Source organism: Stenotrophomonas sp. YJH_SMC_106-19, assembly GCF_059368375.1.
Map to the genome: position 1 here is coordinate 541,836 of NZ_JCAFRQ010000002.1, position 14,493 is coordinate 556,328.

15 protein-coding genes are annotated in these 14,493 nt (G+C 67.1%); 8 read left to right on the forward strand and 7 right to left on the reverse strand.

All coding sequences use genetic code 11. From position 1 onward, the window contains the following. Positions 1-12: 12 nt before the first annotated feature. Positions 13-861, forward strand: coding sequence for a type 1 glutamine amidotransferase domain-containing protein (locus AC5P5M_RS10080; RefSeq protein ID WP_495205810.1), 849 nt, complete (start codon positions 13-15; stop codon positions 859-861). 98 nt (positions 862-959) lie between these two features. Continuing rightward, complete coding sequence (locus AC5P5M_RS10085; protein ID WP_197571523.1) at positions 960-1,691, forward strand: hypothetical protein; 732 nt, start codon at positions 960-962, stop codon at positions 1,689-1,691. A gap of 39 nt (positions 1,692-1,730) precedes the next feature. Here AC5P5M_RS10085 and AC5P5M_RS10090 read toward each other — a convergent pair whose 3' ends face one another. Next, positions 1,731-3,107: a M1 aminopeptidase family protein gene (locus AC5P5M_RS10090; protein ID WP_495205811.1), complete on the reverse strand. Its 1,377-nt coding sequence runs from the start codon at positions 3,105-3,107 to the stop codon at positions 1,731-1,733. 128 nt (positions 3,108-3,235) lie between these two features. On the opposite strand from AC5P5M_RS10090, the gene AC5P5M_RS10095 reads away from it, so the two are divergent. Beyond that, positions 3,236-4,018, forward strand: a complete 783-nt coding sequence (locus tag AC5P5M_RS10095) for a 3-hydroxybutyrate dehydrogenase (RefSeq protein ID WP_495205812.1) — start codon at positions 3,236-3,238, stop codon at positions 4,016-4,018. On the opposite strand, the gene AC5P5M_RS10100 is transcribed toward AC5P5M_RS10095, so the two are convergent. Next, entirely contained in the window at positions 4,015-4,386 is a 372-nt protein-coding gene (locus AC5P5M_RS10100; RefSeq protein ID WP_495205813.1) for a DUF4180 domain-containing protein, read from the reverse strand. The two genes, AC5P5M_RS10095 and AC5P5M_RS10100, sit on opposite strands and share 4 nt — an antisense overlap. Positions 4,387-4,452: 66 nt before the next feature. Here AC5P5M_RS10100 and AC5P5M_RS10105 point away from each other — a divergent pair, with 66 nt between their 5' ends. After that, on the forward strand, positions 4,453-5,334 hold the full coding sequence (locus AC5P5M_RS10105) for a hypothetical protein (RefSeq protein ID WP_495205814.1): 882 nt from the start codon (positions 4,453-4,455) through the stop codon (positions 5,332-5,334). Positions 5,335-5,356: 22 nt separating this feature from the next. Here the strand turns inward: AC5P5M_RS10105 and AC5P5M_RS10110 are convergent, their stop codons facing one another. Genes AC5P5M_RS10110 through AC5P5M_RS10120 form a run of 3 tightly spaced genes read right to left on the reverse strand, consistent with a single transcriptional unit; the run spans position 5,357 to position 7,002 of the window. Further along, positions 5,357-5,815: an SRPBCC family protein gene (locus tag AC5P5M_RS10110; protein WP_495205815.1), complete on the reverse strand. Its 459-nt coding sequence runs from the start codon at positions 5,813-5,815 to the stop codon at positions 5,357-5,359. 2 nt (positions 5,816-5,817) lie between these two features. Further along, positions 5,818-6,132, reverse strand: a complete 315-nt coding sequence (locus tag AC5P5M_RS10115; protein WP_053517574.1) for an ArsR/SmtB family transcription factor — start codon at positions 6,130-6,132, stop codon at positions 5,818-5,820. A 33-nt stretch (positions 6,133-6,165) separates the two neighbouring features. Beyond that, on the reverse strand, positions 6,166-7,002 hold the full coding sequence (locus AC5P5M_RS10120) for an oxidoreductase (RefSeq protein ID WP_495205816.1): 837 nt from the start codon (positions 7,000-7,002) through the stop codon (positions 6,166-6,168). Between the two features lie 102 nt (positions 7,003-7,104). On the opposite strand from AC5P5M_RS10120, the gene AC5P5M_RS10125 reads away from it, so the two are divergent. The 3 genes from AC5P5M_RS10125 to AC5P5M_RS10135 all read left to right on the forward strand — a co-directional run bounded on the left by AC5P5M_RS10125 (position 7,105) and on the right by AC5P5M_RS10135 (position 9,279). Next, positions 7,105-8,058 carry an AraC family transcriptional regulator gene (locus AC5P5M_RS10125; RefSeq protein WP_231107720.1) on the forward strand — a complete coding sequence of 318 codons (954 nt, stop codon included), beginning with the start codon at positions 7,105-7,107 and terminating at the stop codon, positions 8,056-8,058. Between the two features lie 54 nt (positions 8,059-8,112). Then, positions 8,113-8,697 (forward strand): TetR/AcrR family transcriptional regulator, encoded by a 585-nt coding sequence (locus AC5P5M_RS10130; protein WP_495205817.1) that lies wholly within the window; start codon positions 8,113-8,115, stop codon positions 8,695-8,697. Positions 8,698-8,793: 96 nt separating this feature from the next. Continuing rightward, positions 8,794-9,279: a hypothetical protein gene (locus AC5P5M_RS10135; RefSeq protein WP_053517571.1), complete on the forward strand. Its 486-nt coding sequence runs from the start codon at positions 8,794-8,796 to the stop codon at positions 9,277-9,279. Between the two features lie 24 nt (positions 9,280-9,303). Here AC5P5M_RS10135 and AC5P5M_RS10140 read toward each other — a convergent pair whose 3' ends face one another. After that, positions 9,304-10,548, reverse strand: a complete 1,245-nt coding sequence (locus AC5P5M_RS10140; protein WP_495205818.1) for a hypothetical protein — start codon at positions 10,546-10,548, stop codon at positions 9,304-9,306. An 86-nt stretch (positions 10,549-10,634) separates the two neighbouring features. Beyond that, complete coding sequence (locus tag AC5P5M_RS10145) at positions 10,635-11,636, reverse strand: helix-turn-helix domain-containing protein (protein WP_065175558.1); 1,002 nt, start codon at positions 11,634-11,636, stop codon at positions 10,635-10,637. 260 nt (positions 11,637-11,896) lie between these two features. Between AC5P5M_RS10145 and AC5P5M_RS10150 the strand changes: the two genes are divergently transcribed. Next, a complete protein-coding gene (locus tag AC5P5M_RS10150) occupies positions 11,897-14,473 on the forward strand; it encodes a TonB-dependent receptor plug domain-containing protein (protein ID WP_495205819.1) in 2,577 nt (858 codons plus the stop codon). The last annotated feature ends 20 nt before the right edge of the window (positions 14,474-14,493 follow it).

Below are 14,493 nucleotides of genomic sequence, written 5' to 3' on the forward strand. Positions count from 1 at the left end.
CAGGAGCTCCCCATGAACCTGATGACCCGGCTGGCCGCAGCGCTGGCCCTGACCCTGGCCGCCAGCGGTGCCCACGCCGCCAACGTGCTGGTGGTGCTGTCCGACGAAAACCACCTGGACCTGAAGGACGGCAAGGTGCTGTCCACCGGCTTCTATCTCAATGAGCTGATGCAGCCGGTCAAGCTGCTGCTGGACGCCGGCCACGCGGTGACCTTCGCCACGCCGCAGGGGCGGGCGCCGACGGTGGATGCGTCCTCGGTGACGGCGGCGTACTTCGGCAACGATGCCGCGCAGCTGGCCCTGCACAAGGACCTGCTGGAGAAACTGGCGCTGACCTCGCCGACCGCCTCGCCGGTGGTCAGCCTGGCGCGTGTGGAGCAGCAGGGCTACGCGCGCTTCGATGCGGTCTACATTCCCGGTGGCCACGCGCCGATGCAGGACCTCCTGAAGAGCCCGGCGCTGGGCCGGCTGCTGGCCGACTTCCACCAGCGCAGCAAGACCACCGCGCTGGTCTGCCACGGGCCGATCGCGCTGCTGTCCACGCTGTCGGACGCCGATGGTTTCGTGGCGAAGCTGGACGCGGGGGCGACGCCGGCCACGCCGGCCACGCCGAAGTGGATCTACAGCGGCTACCGGATGACGGTGATCAGCAACCAGGAAGAAGAACAGGCCAAGCCGCTGCTGGGCGGCGGCGAGATGAAGTTCTACCCGCAGACCGCGTTGCAGCGGGCGGGTGCGAAGTTCAGCAGCAACACCACGCCGTGGACCGGCCATGTGGTGGTGGACCGCGAGCTGATTACCGGCCAGAACCCGGCCTCGGCGCTGGAAGTGGGGCAGCGGCTGCTTGAACGGCTGAAGTAAGCCGGTTGATTGGGCGTGTGATGGCCGGCGTGGCACCATGGCGGATTGGCCTCGCGCGTTCTGGCGAGGCCCTTTGCCAGGGAAGCCCTCGACACGACATGCGAACGTCCTTCTTCATTCTCTCCGCCCTGTGCCTGGGCCTGCTGTCCGGGTGCGCCAGCGGCCCGGAGCAGCACACCTCGATCCGCGAGATTACCGGTGCCTTCGTGGCCAACGATGGGCAGCTGTACCTGCTGCCGCGCTACGACGAACCGATGCGCTTCGACGCGGCGCCGTTCCGTGACTACCGCGCCCTGATGGACAGCCCGCTGCGCGAGGCGGTGGTGTGCGCGCAGATGTACTTCCACGAGGATTGGCGCGACCCGGCCAACAAGGCCAAGGTGCATGGCAGCTACGCGCTGCTGCTGCGGCCGGAGCAGGTGACGCCGCAACAGGCGGTGCAGTTCAGGCTGGAGCGGATTGACGTCACACCGCGCGAAGCCAAGGTGGTCGATGAGCGCGCGCGCTACTACCTGCCGCTGGAGCGGAGCCGTTACTCGCTGGCTTTTGATCGCGCCTGCGACCTTTCAAAGAAGGGTGGCAGCTATTACAGCGCGTTGTTCGAGGGCGATGGCGAACGCGTGCAGTTGCCGGACGCTGCGGCGCTGGCGGAGAAGGCTACGCTGGCGCAGCCGATCAACGCGCGCGCCGAGCGTATCCTGCCGGAGCGGGAGGACACGCCGGGCGTGGGGGCAGCGGCGGGCAAGGTGCTGGGTGCCGCTTTGATTCCTGTGGCGGTTCCGGTGTTTGTGTTGAGCCTGCCGTTTCTGGGGCCGGATCACTGGAAGTGATGAGGCGTTGGGGTAGGGCCGTCCACACATGGTGCGGATCTACTGGCACCTCGGCCTGCCCCCTGCCACACAGCTGGCCTGCCAGTGCTGCCAGGCCTCGGCATCGATACTGGCCTTCAGTGCAATGGCCTGCAGCTCCGCCCAGTCTTTCGGTGAAGGCGCGGCCAGCAGCCCGCGCATGAAGGCCTGCATCTTCGCCTCACCCACCTGCTTTTCCAGCGAAAGTAGCAGCAACGGACCATAGACGTAGCGATACATCTCGCCCAGGTCCGAGTGGCCATCGACGGCGTCAAGCGCCGGCAGCGGCGTATCGAGCGCATCGACGGTGGCCTGCAACCTTGCAACATAGTGGTCCGCCGCAGCGTCACCACTGATCTGACGCAGCGCCTTGATCGACAGGAATTCGGCGCTGGATTCCAGCAGCACCCAGTAGTACGGCCCCTGCGGCCGGTTGAGCGTGCCGAAGTAGTAGTGGCCCATTTCGTGCGCGATGTACTGCACGCGCCGTTCGGCCTGTTCACCGCCGGCCAGCAGCGAATCGGCCACGTTGCCGATGCTGCCGCTCATGGCGATGGTCGGCCAGGTGGCAAAGCCCCATTCGCTGCCGTCGCGGTCGCGCTCGGCCTGGTTGAGCGTGACCATGCGCAGGAAGGTGGGGCGGTCGGCCAGCGGCACGCCCATGTAGCGCGCGTGCGCGTCGGCCACCTGCTGCACGACGCGGGACAGCGCGTCGACCTTGGGCGTGGGCAGGCTCTCGTTGAGGAGGGTGACCTGCGCGGTGTGGGTGATCGGGCCGCTGCCACCGAACAGCAGGATGGGCCGCGCGTTGTCGCTGCGAAAGCGGCCCTGCGTGCCTTCGATGGCGGGGCTGCCATTGAGGTACAGGAAGCGGCAGCCGCGGCAGTCCACCTGCAGGTCGTAGCGGCTTTCGCTGCCGCGCACGCGGGCCTTGGGGTCGAACGCCTGAGGCAGCCATGCAGACTGCTCGGTAAAACGGGCGCTGTCGCCGTTGAAGGCCATCATGCCTTTGAAGTCGCCCATGGCATCGTGCTTCGGGTACAGCGGGAACGCGCCCACGTACTGCACGCAGAGCGTGGCCGTGGGCTCGGCCAGAGTGTAGACGCGCGCCTCGCCATCCACGCCCGGGTCGTACCAGCCATCGAACCCGACCGGCTTGCCCTCGTCATCGGTGACCCGTGCGACGTTCAGACCGGCATTGAGCACGAAGTGGCCCTGTGCGTCGGCGGGGCGATTGGACAGGCATGCATCGCCCTCCACGCGGCCACTGGCGATATCCAGGCGCACACTGCCAGTGGTGAGCGGCGTTGCCAGCTGCTCGGGCGATGCGGCTTGGCTGAGGGCAGGAGCGAGCAGTGCGGCGAGGGCCGCCGGCAGCAGGGCCTTGCTGGGGTTCATCGAGCCATCCTTGGGTGGATGGCGCCGACTATAGAGCCAATATGAATTCCTGCCGAGAGGGGCGCATCCACGCGTGGCGTGCAGTTGCGGAGCTACACTGGCCCCCTGCACGTGATGGAAGCTCGCCCATGTTGAACGGAAAGGTCGCGGTGGTTACCGGTTCCACCAGCGGTATTGGCCTTGGCATCGCCACGGCGCTGGCGCGACAGGGCGCCGACATCGTGCTGAACGGCTTCGGCGATGCGGCGCAGATCGAGAGCCTCCGCGCCAACCTCGAAGCGGAGTTCGGTGTGCGGGTGGCGCATGACGGGGCCGATCTGTCCCAGGGCGAGGCCGTACGGAACATGATCGCCAACGCCGTCGCGAGGATGGGGCGTATCGACATCCTGGTGAACAACGCGGGCATCCAGCACACCGCATCGATCGAGGAATTTCCCGTCGGGAAGTGGGACGCGATCCTGGCGCTGAATCTCTCGGCGGTGTTCCATGCCACGGCGGCGGCCTTGCCCCACATGAAGCAGCAGGGCGCCGGCCGCATCATCAACATCGCGTCGGCGCATGGGCTGGTGGGCTCGGTGAACAAGTCGGCCTATGTGGCGGCCAAGCATGGCGTGGTGGGCTTCACCAAGGTGACCGCGCTGGAGAATGCGGGCACCGGCATCACCGCCAATGCCATCTGCCCGGGGTGGGTTCGCACGGCGCTGGTGGAGCAGCAGATCACCGCGTTGGCCGAGCGCGAGGGCATCGACCAGGAGTCCGCCGCGCGTGCGCTGCTGGCCGAAAAGCAGCCCTCGTTGCAGTTCGTCACCCCCGAGCAGCTGGGGCAGACCGTAGTCTTTCTGGCCTCGGACGCGGCGGCGCAGATGACCGGCACGGCGCTGCCGGTGGACGGGGGCTGGACGGCGCGCTAGCGGGCCGGCGCCGCTAGCCGCGCCCGCAGCGCATCCCAGTCGGCCACGAAACAGCCCTCGTGGCCGCGATTGCTCTCGGTGATCCACGCATCCAGTGATTCGCTGCGCGCCCGGTGGACGCTGACATCCCCCAGCACGGCAAAACGCAGGCGGTAGTTCACCAGCATCTGCACCCATTGCCCGGCCACGCCCGAACGCAGATCGAAGAAGTCCGGCGAGAGGCGCTGCACCGGAACCACGATCCACTCGGCAGGGCGACCCAGCGCGTCGCCGACGAGGTCGCGCAGGCCGTTGGCATCCAGCACGGGGCCTTGGTCATGGACGCGCAGGAAGGTGGTGTCGCCGATCTTTTCCAGGTGCGGGTGCATGGGGGGAAGTGGGAGGTTCTGAGCGGAGTGGGTAGTGAATACATACAGTCTAAGCCGAATGTCGCAATGCGCTTGGTATGGCGGTCGGCTGCTCAGCCAACGCGGAATAAATTGCCTTTGCTTTCATTGGTTTGGCAGGTCGCGGCGTCATGCCTGTTGCCTCTGCACCGCCTGATGGGGCTTGAGTGTCGCCGACACCGCCTTGGTTTCATCGTGCACGTTGAGATGATCGCTACATTGACCGTGAAGTTCGTCCCACAGAGGCTGTCCCTCTCAGGGGCATACGCTTATTCGGCTGCATTGATCGAGGATCTCGGAGAGCTGACGCCTGATTTCCGGCAATGGTGGGGCATGCCGAAAGGGCCGAAGGACCACTTCGTGTCATTTGTAGAGCGATCAAGGATCGTCGCCCGAATGGAAGCGGACGAGGCAGAGTTTCCAGAGCTGCGGCATGCCGGCGCTCCCGGTCTGCTGTTGACGAACGCGGGAGATGAGGCGAGCTGGAGGGCGCGCGGACGGGTTGGGCTGGCGATCTCTCCAAGCTTTGGCTCGATTCGGATCAGCATCAGCGATGTGGAGGTGGTCTTCGAGCGGCCATCGCGCGTGCTGTGGACGATTCTGGATGCGATGTCCAAGCGGCCCGATGTGTGTTTGATACAGACGAACGTGAAACAGCGTGTGGGTGCTGATCTACTGCTTTACAGCCTGCATCGAGCACCGTTTCCCCATCGTGAGTTCCTGGGCTGGATGGGATACGTGGATGAGGCGCTCACCCGTGATCAGGTTCCTGCTGCGGCAAAGCTTGAGCGACGGGGCAATGGCACGCTCATCCTCGCCACCGACGTACTCGATCTTGCCGACCCGCATGCCGTGCAACAGGCCAACCAGGTTGAGATGAGCCTGGTGGATCTCGGGTTGCTTCCGGTCATCGACCCGGCGTTGAAGTGACTGCGGCCAGACACCCCACCGGTCAGCTCGGCTTCGCAAACACATCCAAGCCCTTGCCGGTCTCCAGCAGCGATTTCAGGCTGGACAGCACGATCGGCCAGCCCTGGCGGATGCCGGTATCCATGCCGCTGCCGGGTTCCAGATCGTCGTGGGTGACGGTCAGCCGCACCATGTCCTGGTAGGGCACGATCTCGAAGGTGACGCGGCTGTAGCTGTCCCGGTTGTCGGCCTGCGAGGCCGCGGCCCAGGTGATGACCAGTCGCGAGGGTGGGGTGCTTTCCACCACTTCGCCGACCAGCTCGACCGAGCGCGTGTCGTTGGCGCGCACATGCTGCCAGCGCGAGCCGGGTTTCCAGTCCGACACGTTCTCGTGGCCCCAGTAGCGGCGGGCGATCTCGGGCCGGGTGATGGCCTCGAACACCTTCTGTGGCGTGGAAGCGATGTAGACCACGTGGATGAAGCGGGTGGACGCTGCGGACATCGTCATTCTCCTTCCAGTTCTCGTTTCAGGTCATGCAGCAGGCTCAGGCGCTGCTGCTCGAACTTGCGTACCCAGCGCTCGTATACGTCATGCAGCGGCACCGGGTTGATGAAGTGCAGCTTCTCGCGGCCACGGCGCACCGTGCTGATGAGGTTGGCGTCTTCCAGCAGGCCCAGGTGCTGGGTGACCGATTGCCGGGCCATGTCCAAGTGTTCGCACAGCTGGCCCAACGTCTGGCCGTTGTCTGCGCAGAGCAGGTCCAGCAGCGTCCTGCGCGTGGGGTCGGCCAGGGCCTTGAACACCTTGTCTGCATCCATGGCGGACAGAATAGGCAGGTAAATACCTGCATGTCAACCGCCGTCGGTGGATCGGCTCACGGCCTCCCACTGGTCGATGCGGCTGGACATGGCCTGCAGCTTGTCACGCACACTTTGCACGGCATCGCTGCCCAGCAGCAGGTGGCTGGGCGGTGCGTCGCCGTCGATGATCTTCAGCATGGCCTGCGCCGCCTTTTCCGGATCGCCCAGCTGATGACCGCTCTTGGCCTCGCGCGTACGGCGGATGGGGTCGAACAAGGCGTCGTAATCTTCAATGCTGCGCGGTGCACGCACCATCGAACGGCCGGCCCAGTCGGTGCGGAACGATCCCGGCGCGACGGCCGTGACGTGGATGCCGAACGCGGCCACTTCCTGGCCCAGCACCTCGCTGATGCCCTCCAGTGCGAACTTGCTGCCGCAGTACCAGGCGATGCCGGGCAGGGTGATGAAGCCGCCCATCGAGGTGATGTTGAGGATGTGGCCACGGCGGCGCGCGCGCATATGCGGCAGCACGGCCTTGATGAGCGCGGCGGGGCCGAACACGTTGACCTCGAACTGGTGGCGCAGTTCGTCCAGCGTGGATTCCTCGAGGATGCCTTCGTGGCCATAGCCGGCGTTGTTGACCAGCACGTCGATGGCGCCGATGCCGCTTTCGATGGCATCGACCAGCGCGTCGATGGAGGCGTGGTCGGTGACGTCCAGCAGGCGGCCGAACGCGCGGCCGGGGGCGAGGGATTCAAACGCCTGGCGGGCCGGTTCGTTGCGCACGGTACCGACCACGCGGTGGCCGGCCTGCAGGGCCTGTTCGGCGAGGGCGCGGCCGAAGCCGCTGCTGACGCCGGTGATGAGCAGCAGACGGGAGGGGGACATGGTGATGGCCTCATGGAAAGCGGGCTTGCACAGTAGTGCTTGTGGGGGATGCCCTACAGGCCTAAGCTTCGGCCGATCTTGCCTATTCCTCTGAGGTGTGCGGTGCGGTCTGGCGATGATCCGGTGCAGCAGGATGCGCAGGCGCGCATGGTGGGGCTGCTGCAGGCGTTGGCGCCGGAGGAGGGCTACACGCTCACCGCCGTGCCGGGCGTACGCCTGCTGCGCTCGAACCGGCCGCTGGCGCGCACGCCGGTGCTGTACGACCCGGGCATCGTGATCGTCTGCCAGGGCGTCAAGCGCGGCTACCTGGGCGGGCAGGTCTACCAGTACGACGCGCAGCACTACCTGGCGGTGTCGGTGCCGGTGCCGTTCACCATGGAAACCGACGCGTCGGCGGAGGCGCCGTTGCTGGCGATCTACCTGCACCTGGACCTGCAACTGGCGGCGGAGCTGCTGCTTGCGCTGGACGCGCATGAGGCGCCGGGGCAGACACACGCGCGCAGCATGATGGCCAGCCCGATGGACCCGCCGATGCAGGCCACGGTGATACGGCTGCTGCATGCGCTGGGCGACACACGGGAAGCGGCGGTGTTGGGCCCGGCGCTGGTGCGCGAGGTGTACTTCCGCGTGCTGACCGGCGCGCAGGGCGCTGCGATGCGTGAGGCGCTGGCCATGCGCGGCCGTTTCGGCAGCATCGGCCGGGCGTTGCGGCAGATCCATGTGGCCTATGCCACGGCGCTGGACGTGGCACGCCTGGCGGCGGAGGCGGGGATGAGCGTGGCGACCTTCCACGATCACTTCCGTGACATCACCGGCACCTCGCCCATGCAGTACGTGAAGTCCACGCGCCTGCACCAGGCGCGGTTGCTGATGCTGCGCCAGGGGATGACCGCCGAGGCGGCGTCGCTGGCGGTGGGGTATGCCAGCCCGTCGCAGTTCAACCGGGAGTTCAAGCGTCTGTTCGGCCTGCCGCCGGCGGCGGAAGTGGCGCGGATGCGGCGCAGCTTCGCGGTGCCACCCGCGCCAGCCGGTGCGCTGTATGTGTCTTCCCACTGAACGGCGCGGGTCGGCCCGTTGACAGGCGATCTACCTACTAGTAGGTTTGCGCCCATGAAAGAGTCGCTGTCCACGAAGGCGCTGGAGATCCTGGCACAGGCCCGTTCCCTGCTGGAAGCCGGTGGTTACAACGGTTTCAGCTACGCGGACGTGTCCGCGCGGGTGAACATCAGCAAGGCCAGCATCCATCACCACTTCCCCAGCAAGGCCGATCTGGTGCGCACGGTGGTGGTGCTGTACCGGGCCGAGGCACGCGAGGGACTGGCGCTGCTGGACCGGCAGCTGGGTGATCCGCTGCTGGAGCTCAACGCCTATGTCGATTACTGGTCCAGCTGCATTGCCGGCGGAACGGCGTCGTTCTGCATCTGCGCGATGCTGGCCGCGGAAGCACCGATGATCCCGGTGGAGATTGCCGAGGAGGTGCGCGGCCACTTCGAGGACCTGACCGAGTGGCTGACCCGCACCCTGCAGAAGGGCGCTGCGCAGGGGCAGCTGCGCCTGCAGGGCCCGGCGGACGACGAAGCCAAGGCGTTCATGGCGTCCGTGCATGGTGCGATGCTGGCGGCGCGGGGGTTTGGCGATGCGGCCACCTTCGCGGCCCTGGCGCGGCTGGCGATCGCGCGGGTGAGCGCCTCCTGAGAACTGTATGCGGAAGGCCTGCGGCAACGCGGGTCTTCTTTTTGTCCACCATGCCTACCTACTAGTAGGTTTGTTCAATCCCAACGGAGCACTCCCATGCCACACCCGCTGTCCGCCCTCGGCGTCATCCACACTGCCGTCAGCCTGCTTCCCATCGTGGCCGGTCTCTATGGCTTCGTCCGCCACCGCGCCATCGATCCGGCCACGCGTGCCGGCAAGCTCTACCTGCTGGGCCTGGTGCTGTCGGTGGCAACCTCGTTCACCGTGTCCAGCACGGGCGGACTCAATCCCGGCCACGCCTTTGGCGTGATCGTGCTGCTGGTTGCTTTCGGCGGCGTGCTGGCCGCGCGCCTGCGCTTCCTGGGGCGGGCGGCGCGGTATCTGTCCACCTTCGCGTTGTCGTTCAGCTTCCTGCTGTCGCTGGTGCCGGGCGTGAATGAAACGCTGACCCGCATCCCGGTGGCACATCCGATTGCGGCCGCGCCGATGGCTCCGGTCGTGCTGCAGACCTTGCTGGGGTGTTTCGTGGTGTTCGTGCTCGGTTTCATCGCACAGTGCTGGCGGATGCGTGGCCGCCGCTGAGAACAGGCGCCGCGGCGACGCTGCTCAGTCTGCCAGCGGCGGCGGCGCGTCTTCGCCATAGGTGGCGTAGGCGCTGCCGCAGGTGGCCACCGCAGCGGCCGCCGCGGGCAGGCCAGTAGCGCGGATGCCGCGCCGCGTATCGCGGTCGAATATTTCCGCGTAGCGTTCGGCGGCCAGCGCGTCATCAGGCAGCACATACAGCAGCACGCGCTGCAGGGTTGACTGGCCCTCCATGGGCTGCGGCGTGCGGAACGCCGGTACCTGCACGCGGGCGCTGTGCCAGCGCATCGGCTCGCTGCTGGTCTGCCAGCGGACCTGCAGGGGCTGATCGAGCGGAAGCAGCGCGGCGCCGTCCGGGTAGCCGTACGCGGTGCAGTCCGCGGGCGGCGTCCGGATGCTGGCGATGGCGCCGTCTCCGATGTCCAGTGCGATGCCATTGACCTCCATCCGCACGATGGGCGCGCCGCCGTAGTTGTGGACCTTGAACAGCACCAGGCCTTCGAAGCGGCTGCGCTCCAGATCATCTGCGGTAGTGCCGCTGAGGCGTGCGAGCGCGGGCGCGACCTCCACATGATCGCGGTAGTGGTAATAGAGGTGCACCAGTTCCGGCGTGCCCGGGCGCCTCCATGACGCGTTGAAGGGCGCAAGGTCCGGATAGGGGTGGCGCAGCAAGGGCACGTCGGTGACGGCACGATCTCCGGAGGGCGTGGCGTAGCGGTAGTGGTCCACCGAGCGCTTCAGGCGTCCGCCTTCATACGGGAATGCCCTGTCTGCATCGGACTGCGCGTTGGGGTAGCGGTGGAAGGCGATGAAACGTTCGGGCGTGTCGCTCTGCATGGGCAGGTCCGGCCCAGCGCCAGAGCCGGTGGATGCATACGACGAGGTGTCCAGCCACAGCGGCTGCCCGCTGAGATTGACGTGCAGTTCCGCGATGGCGGCACGCGAGCCGCCGGCGAGGCTGTCCCAGGTGTTCTGCAGGGACTGCCACAGCGGAACGATGAGCATGGCTGCGGCGGTGGGCACGAACATCACGGCGTGCACGCGGCCGGGCACCTGGCCACGGTCCCGTACCATGTAGCGCAGCCACGCCAGCACAAGCACCAGCAGCAACGGTACGCCCACCCAGATCGCCAGGGTGGCCAGCGCCACAACGCCCCAACCCAGATTGGGGGTGGCCACAGCGATGAGCGAAAGGGTGGCGATGAACGCCGCCAGCACCAGCGACACGCCTATCCCGAAGCGGTAGTTCCTGTAAGGGCGGTCAGTCATCACCGTTCCATCGGCCTGCGGGACATGGCGATATCTTGCCGGTCCGATGGCGGAGTGGAAAGGCGGACGTTGCCGCAGGCCTACCCTCAGCAGCCGACCAGTCGATCGGCTTCGATGCCCTGCCGATGCAGGCTGCGGTACTCGGTGGGGCTGGCATCGACCAGCCCGCGGAAATGGCGGCGGAATGATTCCTGTGAGCCGAAACCGGCCTGCTCGGCGACCCAGTGCAGCGGGCGGTCGGTGGTTTCCAGCAGCTCGCGGGCGAAAGCCACCCGCTCGCGGATCAGCCAGTCGATGGGTGACAGGCCGGTGGCGTCGAGGAACTGCCGTTGCAGGGTGCGTTGGCTCAACGCGGCCTGTTCGGCCAGGCTGCCCAGCGAGTGCGGTTCGCGCAGATTGCGCCGCATCCATTCCATCAGCTTGGCCAGGCGCGTCGGCTCGCCGCTGGGAATGGCGCGGCTGACGCGCTGGCTGCGCCCGGCATCACGCCAGGGCGCCAGCACCAGGCGCTCGGCAACGAGGTTGGCCACGCGCGCGCCGTAATCCTTGCGCACCATGTGCAGCATCATGTCCATGCCGGTGGCCGAACCGGCCGAGGTGATGATGCTGCCGGCGTCGACGTAGAGCACGTCGTCGCGCACGCCGATGCGGGGGAACTGCTGCGCAAGCGTTTCGGTGAGCCGCCAGTGGGTGGTGGCCTGGCGGCCATCGAGCAGGCCGGCCCAGGCCAGCACGAAGGCGCCCGAGCAGATCGAGGCGATGCGGGCGCCGCGCGCGTGGGCGCGGACGAGCGCATCAAGCAACGCCTGCGGCGGGCGTTCACTGGGTTCGCGCCAACCGGGAATGACGATGATGTCCGCATCGTCCACCGCGTTGAGATCATGCGGCAACTGCACCTGCGTATTGCCGAGCATGCGCAGCGCGCCGGGTTCGCCCGCGCACAGCTGCGTGCGGTACCACGCCACGCCCAGTTCCGGACGCACCGGTGCGAACAGGCCCACCGCACAACCGAACTCGAACAGGCCCTGGCCGTGGCAGGCCACGATGGCGACGGTCGGCGCGGTGGGATCGGCAGCGTGGATGGGCATGGCCTGATGCTACCGGTGATGGTGCATGCCGCCGCGTGGCATGCGGTCATGAGGTGATGCCTGCGGGATATATGGCGGCTGGGGTCGGATCCGTTTCCTTCGAAAGGGATCCGACCCCATGCAAGCGCGCTGCCTAACGTCATTACCAGCGGTCATGTGGGTGGCCGGATGTTACGGCTGGGTGACGCGATCACGCCTGTCGTGGCGGGTGAACAGGCCCTTGAATGGAAGCGTGTTTCCGGCCCACCCCACGAGCCCCCATGCCTGCCGCCTACGCCCCCGTCCTGAGTCCTCTTGCTGTGTTGATCGCCGCCGCCCTGGTAGCGGCCCCCGTGCATGCGGCAGACGCCGATGCGCAGCCGGCAACCACAGCGGCCGCCGCCAACGTCGCTGCATCCACCCTGGACGCAGTGGTGGTGACCGGCTCGCGCACCAGCACGCGCACGGTCAAGAACAGCTCCACGCCCATCGACGTGATCTCCGCCGAGGATCTTGCTGCGACCGGGCAGGCCAACCTGCTCGAAGCGCTGCAGCGCAGCCTGCCGTCGCTGAGCCAGATCGGTGGCTACCAGAGCGACCAGGAGAGCCTGATCCGCGGCTATCAGCTGCGCAATCTTTCACCGGGCTACACGCTGGTGCTGGTCAACGGCAAGCGCCGCAACGCCAGTGCCTATGTGAGCGGTGCCAACGGCGGTGGCTTTCCTGGCCACGCCTGGGCGGATCTGGCGCTGATTCCGGTGTCGGCCATCGACCACGTGGAAGTGCTGCGCGACGGTGCCTCCGCCATCTACGGCTCGGACGCGATCACCGGTGTGGTCAACGTCATCCTGAAATCGCAGGCACAGGGCGGTGAGGTGTCGGTGGAGAGCGGGCAGAGCATCGATGGCGACGGTACGCGTACCAGCGTGCGCGCCAACGTCGGCCTGCCCTGGGGCGAGGACGGCTTCATCAACCTCTCGGGCGAGACCACGCGCCAGCACCACGCGATCCGGACGCGACGCTACATCGATGGCTATCTGAGCTATCCGGCGATCGATGCCAATGGCAACCGGGTCGCGCTGCGGCCGAACAACCGCCTGCCGGCCGGTGCGACGCCGGACCCTGCCGAGGCCACGCGCGATGCCGAAGCCAACACCATCCTCAGCTCACCGTCGTATGCGCTGAAGGCGTTTGCGGTGAACGTGGGCCATGGCCTGGGTGAGAGCGCGCAGTTCTACGCCAACGCCACTGCCAGTGACCGCACCGCGCAGGCGATCCAGAACTTCCGCCTGCCGGCCACGATCTTCACCACGTACCGGACACCGGGGGTGCTGAGCGTGTTTCCCGACGGCTTCCTGCCGGTGCTGGAGACCAAGGAGAAGCAGTACACCGGCACCGCCGGCGTGAAGGGGCAGCTGGCCGGCTGGGACTACGACGCCAGCCTGACCGGCAACCGCAGCACGGTGCGCACCTATACCCGCAACTCGGTGAACTACTCGCTGCCGTACCCGGGCTCGCCCACCGACTTCTATGACGGCAAGCTGGATTACCAGCAGGGCATTGCCAACCTGGACCTGCGCCGGGGCTTTGAGGTGGCGGCCTTTGCCTCACCCCTGGAAGTGAGTGCCGGTGCCGAGTACCAGCACGAGCGCTACGAGCGCGGGGCAGGGCAGTGGGAGTCGTACACCGGATTCGGTGCCGCTGCGTTTGTCGGCTACTCCACCGCCGACGCGGTGAAGGCCACGCGCAACAGCAAGGCGGTGTACGTGGGGGCGGCGACCAACGTCACCTCGCGCTGGTACCTGGATGCGGCCGCGCGCTGGGAAGACCATTCGGACTTCGGCAGCGTCTCGACCGGACGCTTGACCAGCCGCTTCGACATCACCGACGCACTGGGCGTGCGTGCGACGGTCAGCAACGGCTTCCACGCGCCAAGCCTGGGCGCGCAGTTCTACCAGGCCACGGGCAGCTGCCCGTGCGGTACGACGCTGGTGGCGCAGGTGTCCTCGCCCGCTGCGGTGGCACTGGGTGCCACCCCGCTGAAACCGGAGAAGGCCACCAACTACAGCATCGGCGTGACCTGGGACCCGAGCCCGGCCTTCCACCTGGCCGTGGATGCCTACCAGATCGACATCCGCGGCCAGCTCGGCCAGTCCAGCCAGATCGGCTACAACGCGCAGGATCCGGCGCGCATCACCGACAACAGCGGCACCGTATTGACCTCCGCGCAGAAGAACACGATCGATGCGCTGCTGGGTTCGGCCGGCATCAGCATCCTGCCGGGCGACGCGTTCTATGCCAGCTACTTCACCAACGTGGGCGACACCCGCACGCGCGGCGTGGAGCTGACGCTGGAGGCGAACCAGGACACATCGTGGGGCAAGCTGCGCTGGAGCTATGCCGCCAACGTCGGACGCACCACGATCCGCAGCGTCAGCGCCATTCCTGCGGCGCTGCAGGGGCTGCCCAACATCAACCTGCTGACGAAGTCCGGCGAGTACGCGTTGCGCTTCCGTACGCCCAGCTACACCCAGGTGGCCGGACTGGGCTGGCAGAACGGACGCTGGCGCTCGAATGTGGACGTTACCTACTACGGGTCGATCAAGCGCCTCAACAACGGCGTGGAGTACAGGCAGCCACCGGTGCTGGTGACGAACCTGTCCGGCGGTGTGGAGCTGGGCGCGGGCTGGAGTGCGGCGCTGGGCATCAACAACGTGTTCGACAAGCGCACCCGCAAGGTGCCGGAGTACGCGCGCAGCGCCACCGACGTGGCCAGCATCGAGACCACCTGGGACAGCGGTGACGTGCTCAGCAGGATCGGCGCGTTCTGGTACGGGCGGGTCAATTACCGGTTCTGAGGTTCAGGCATGGCGTCGCC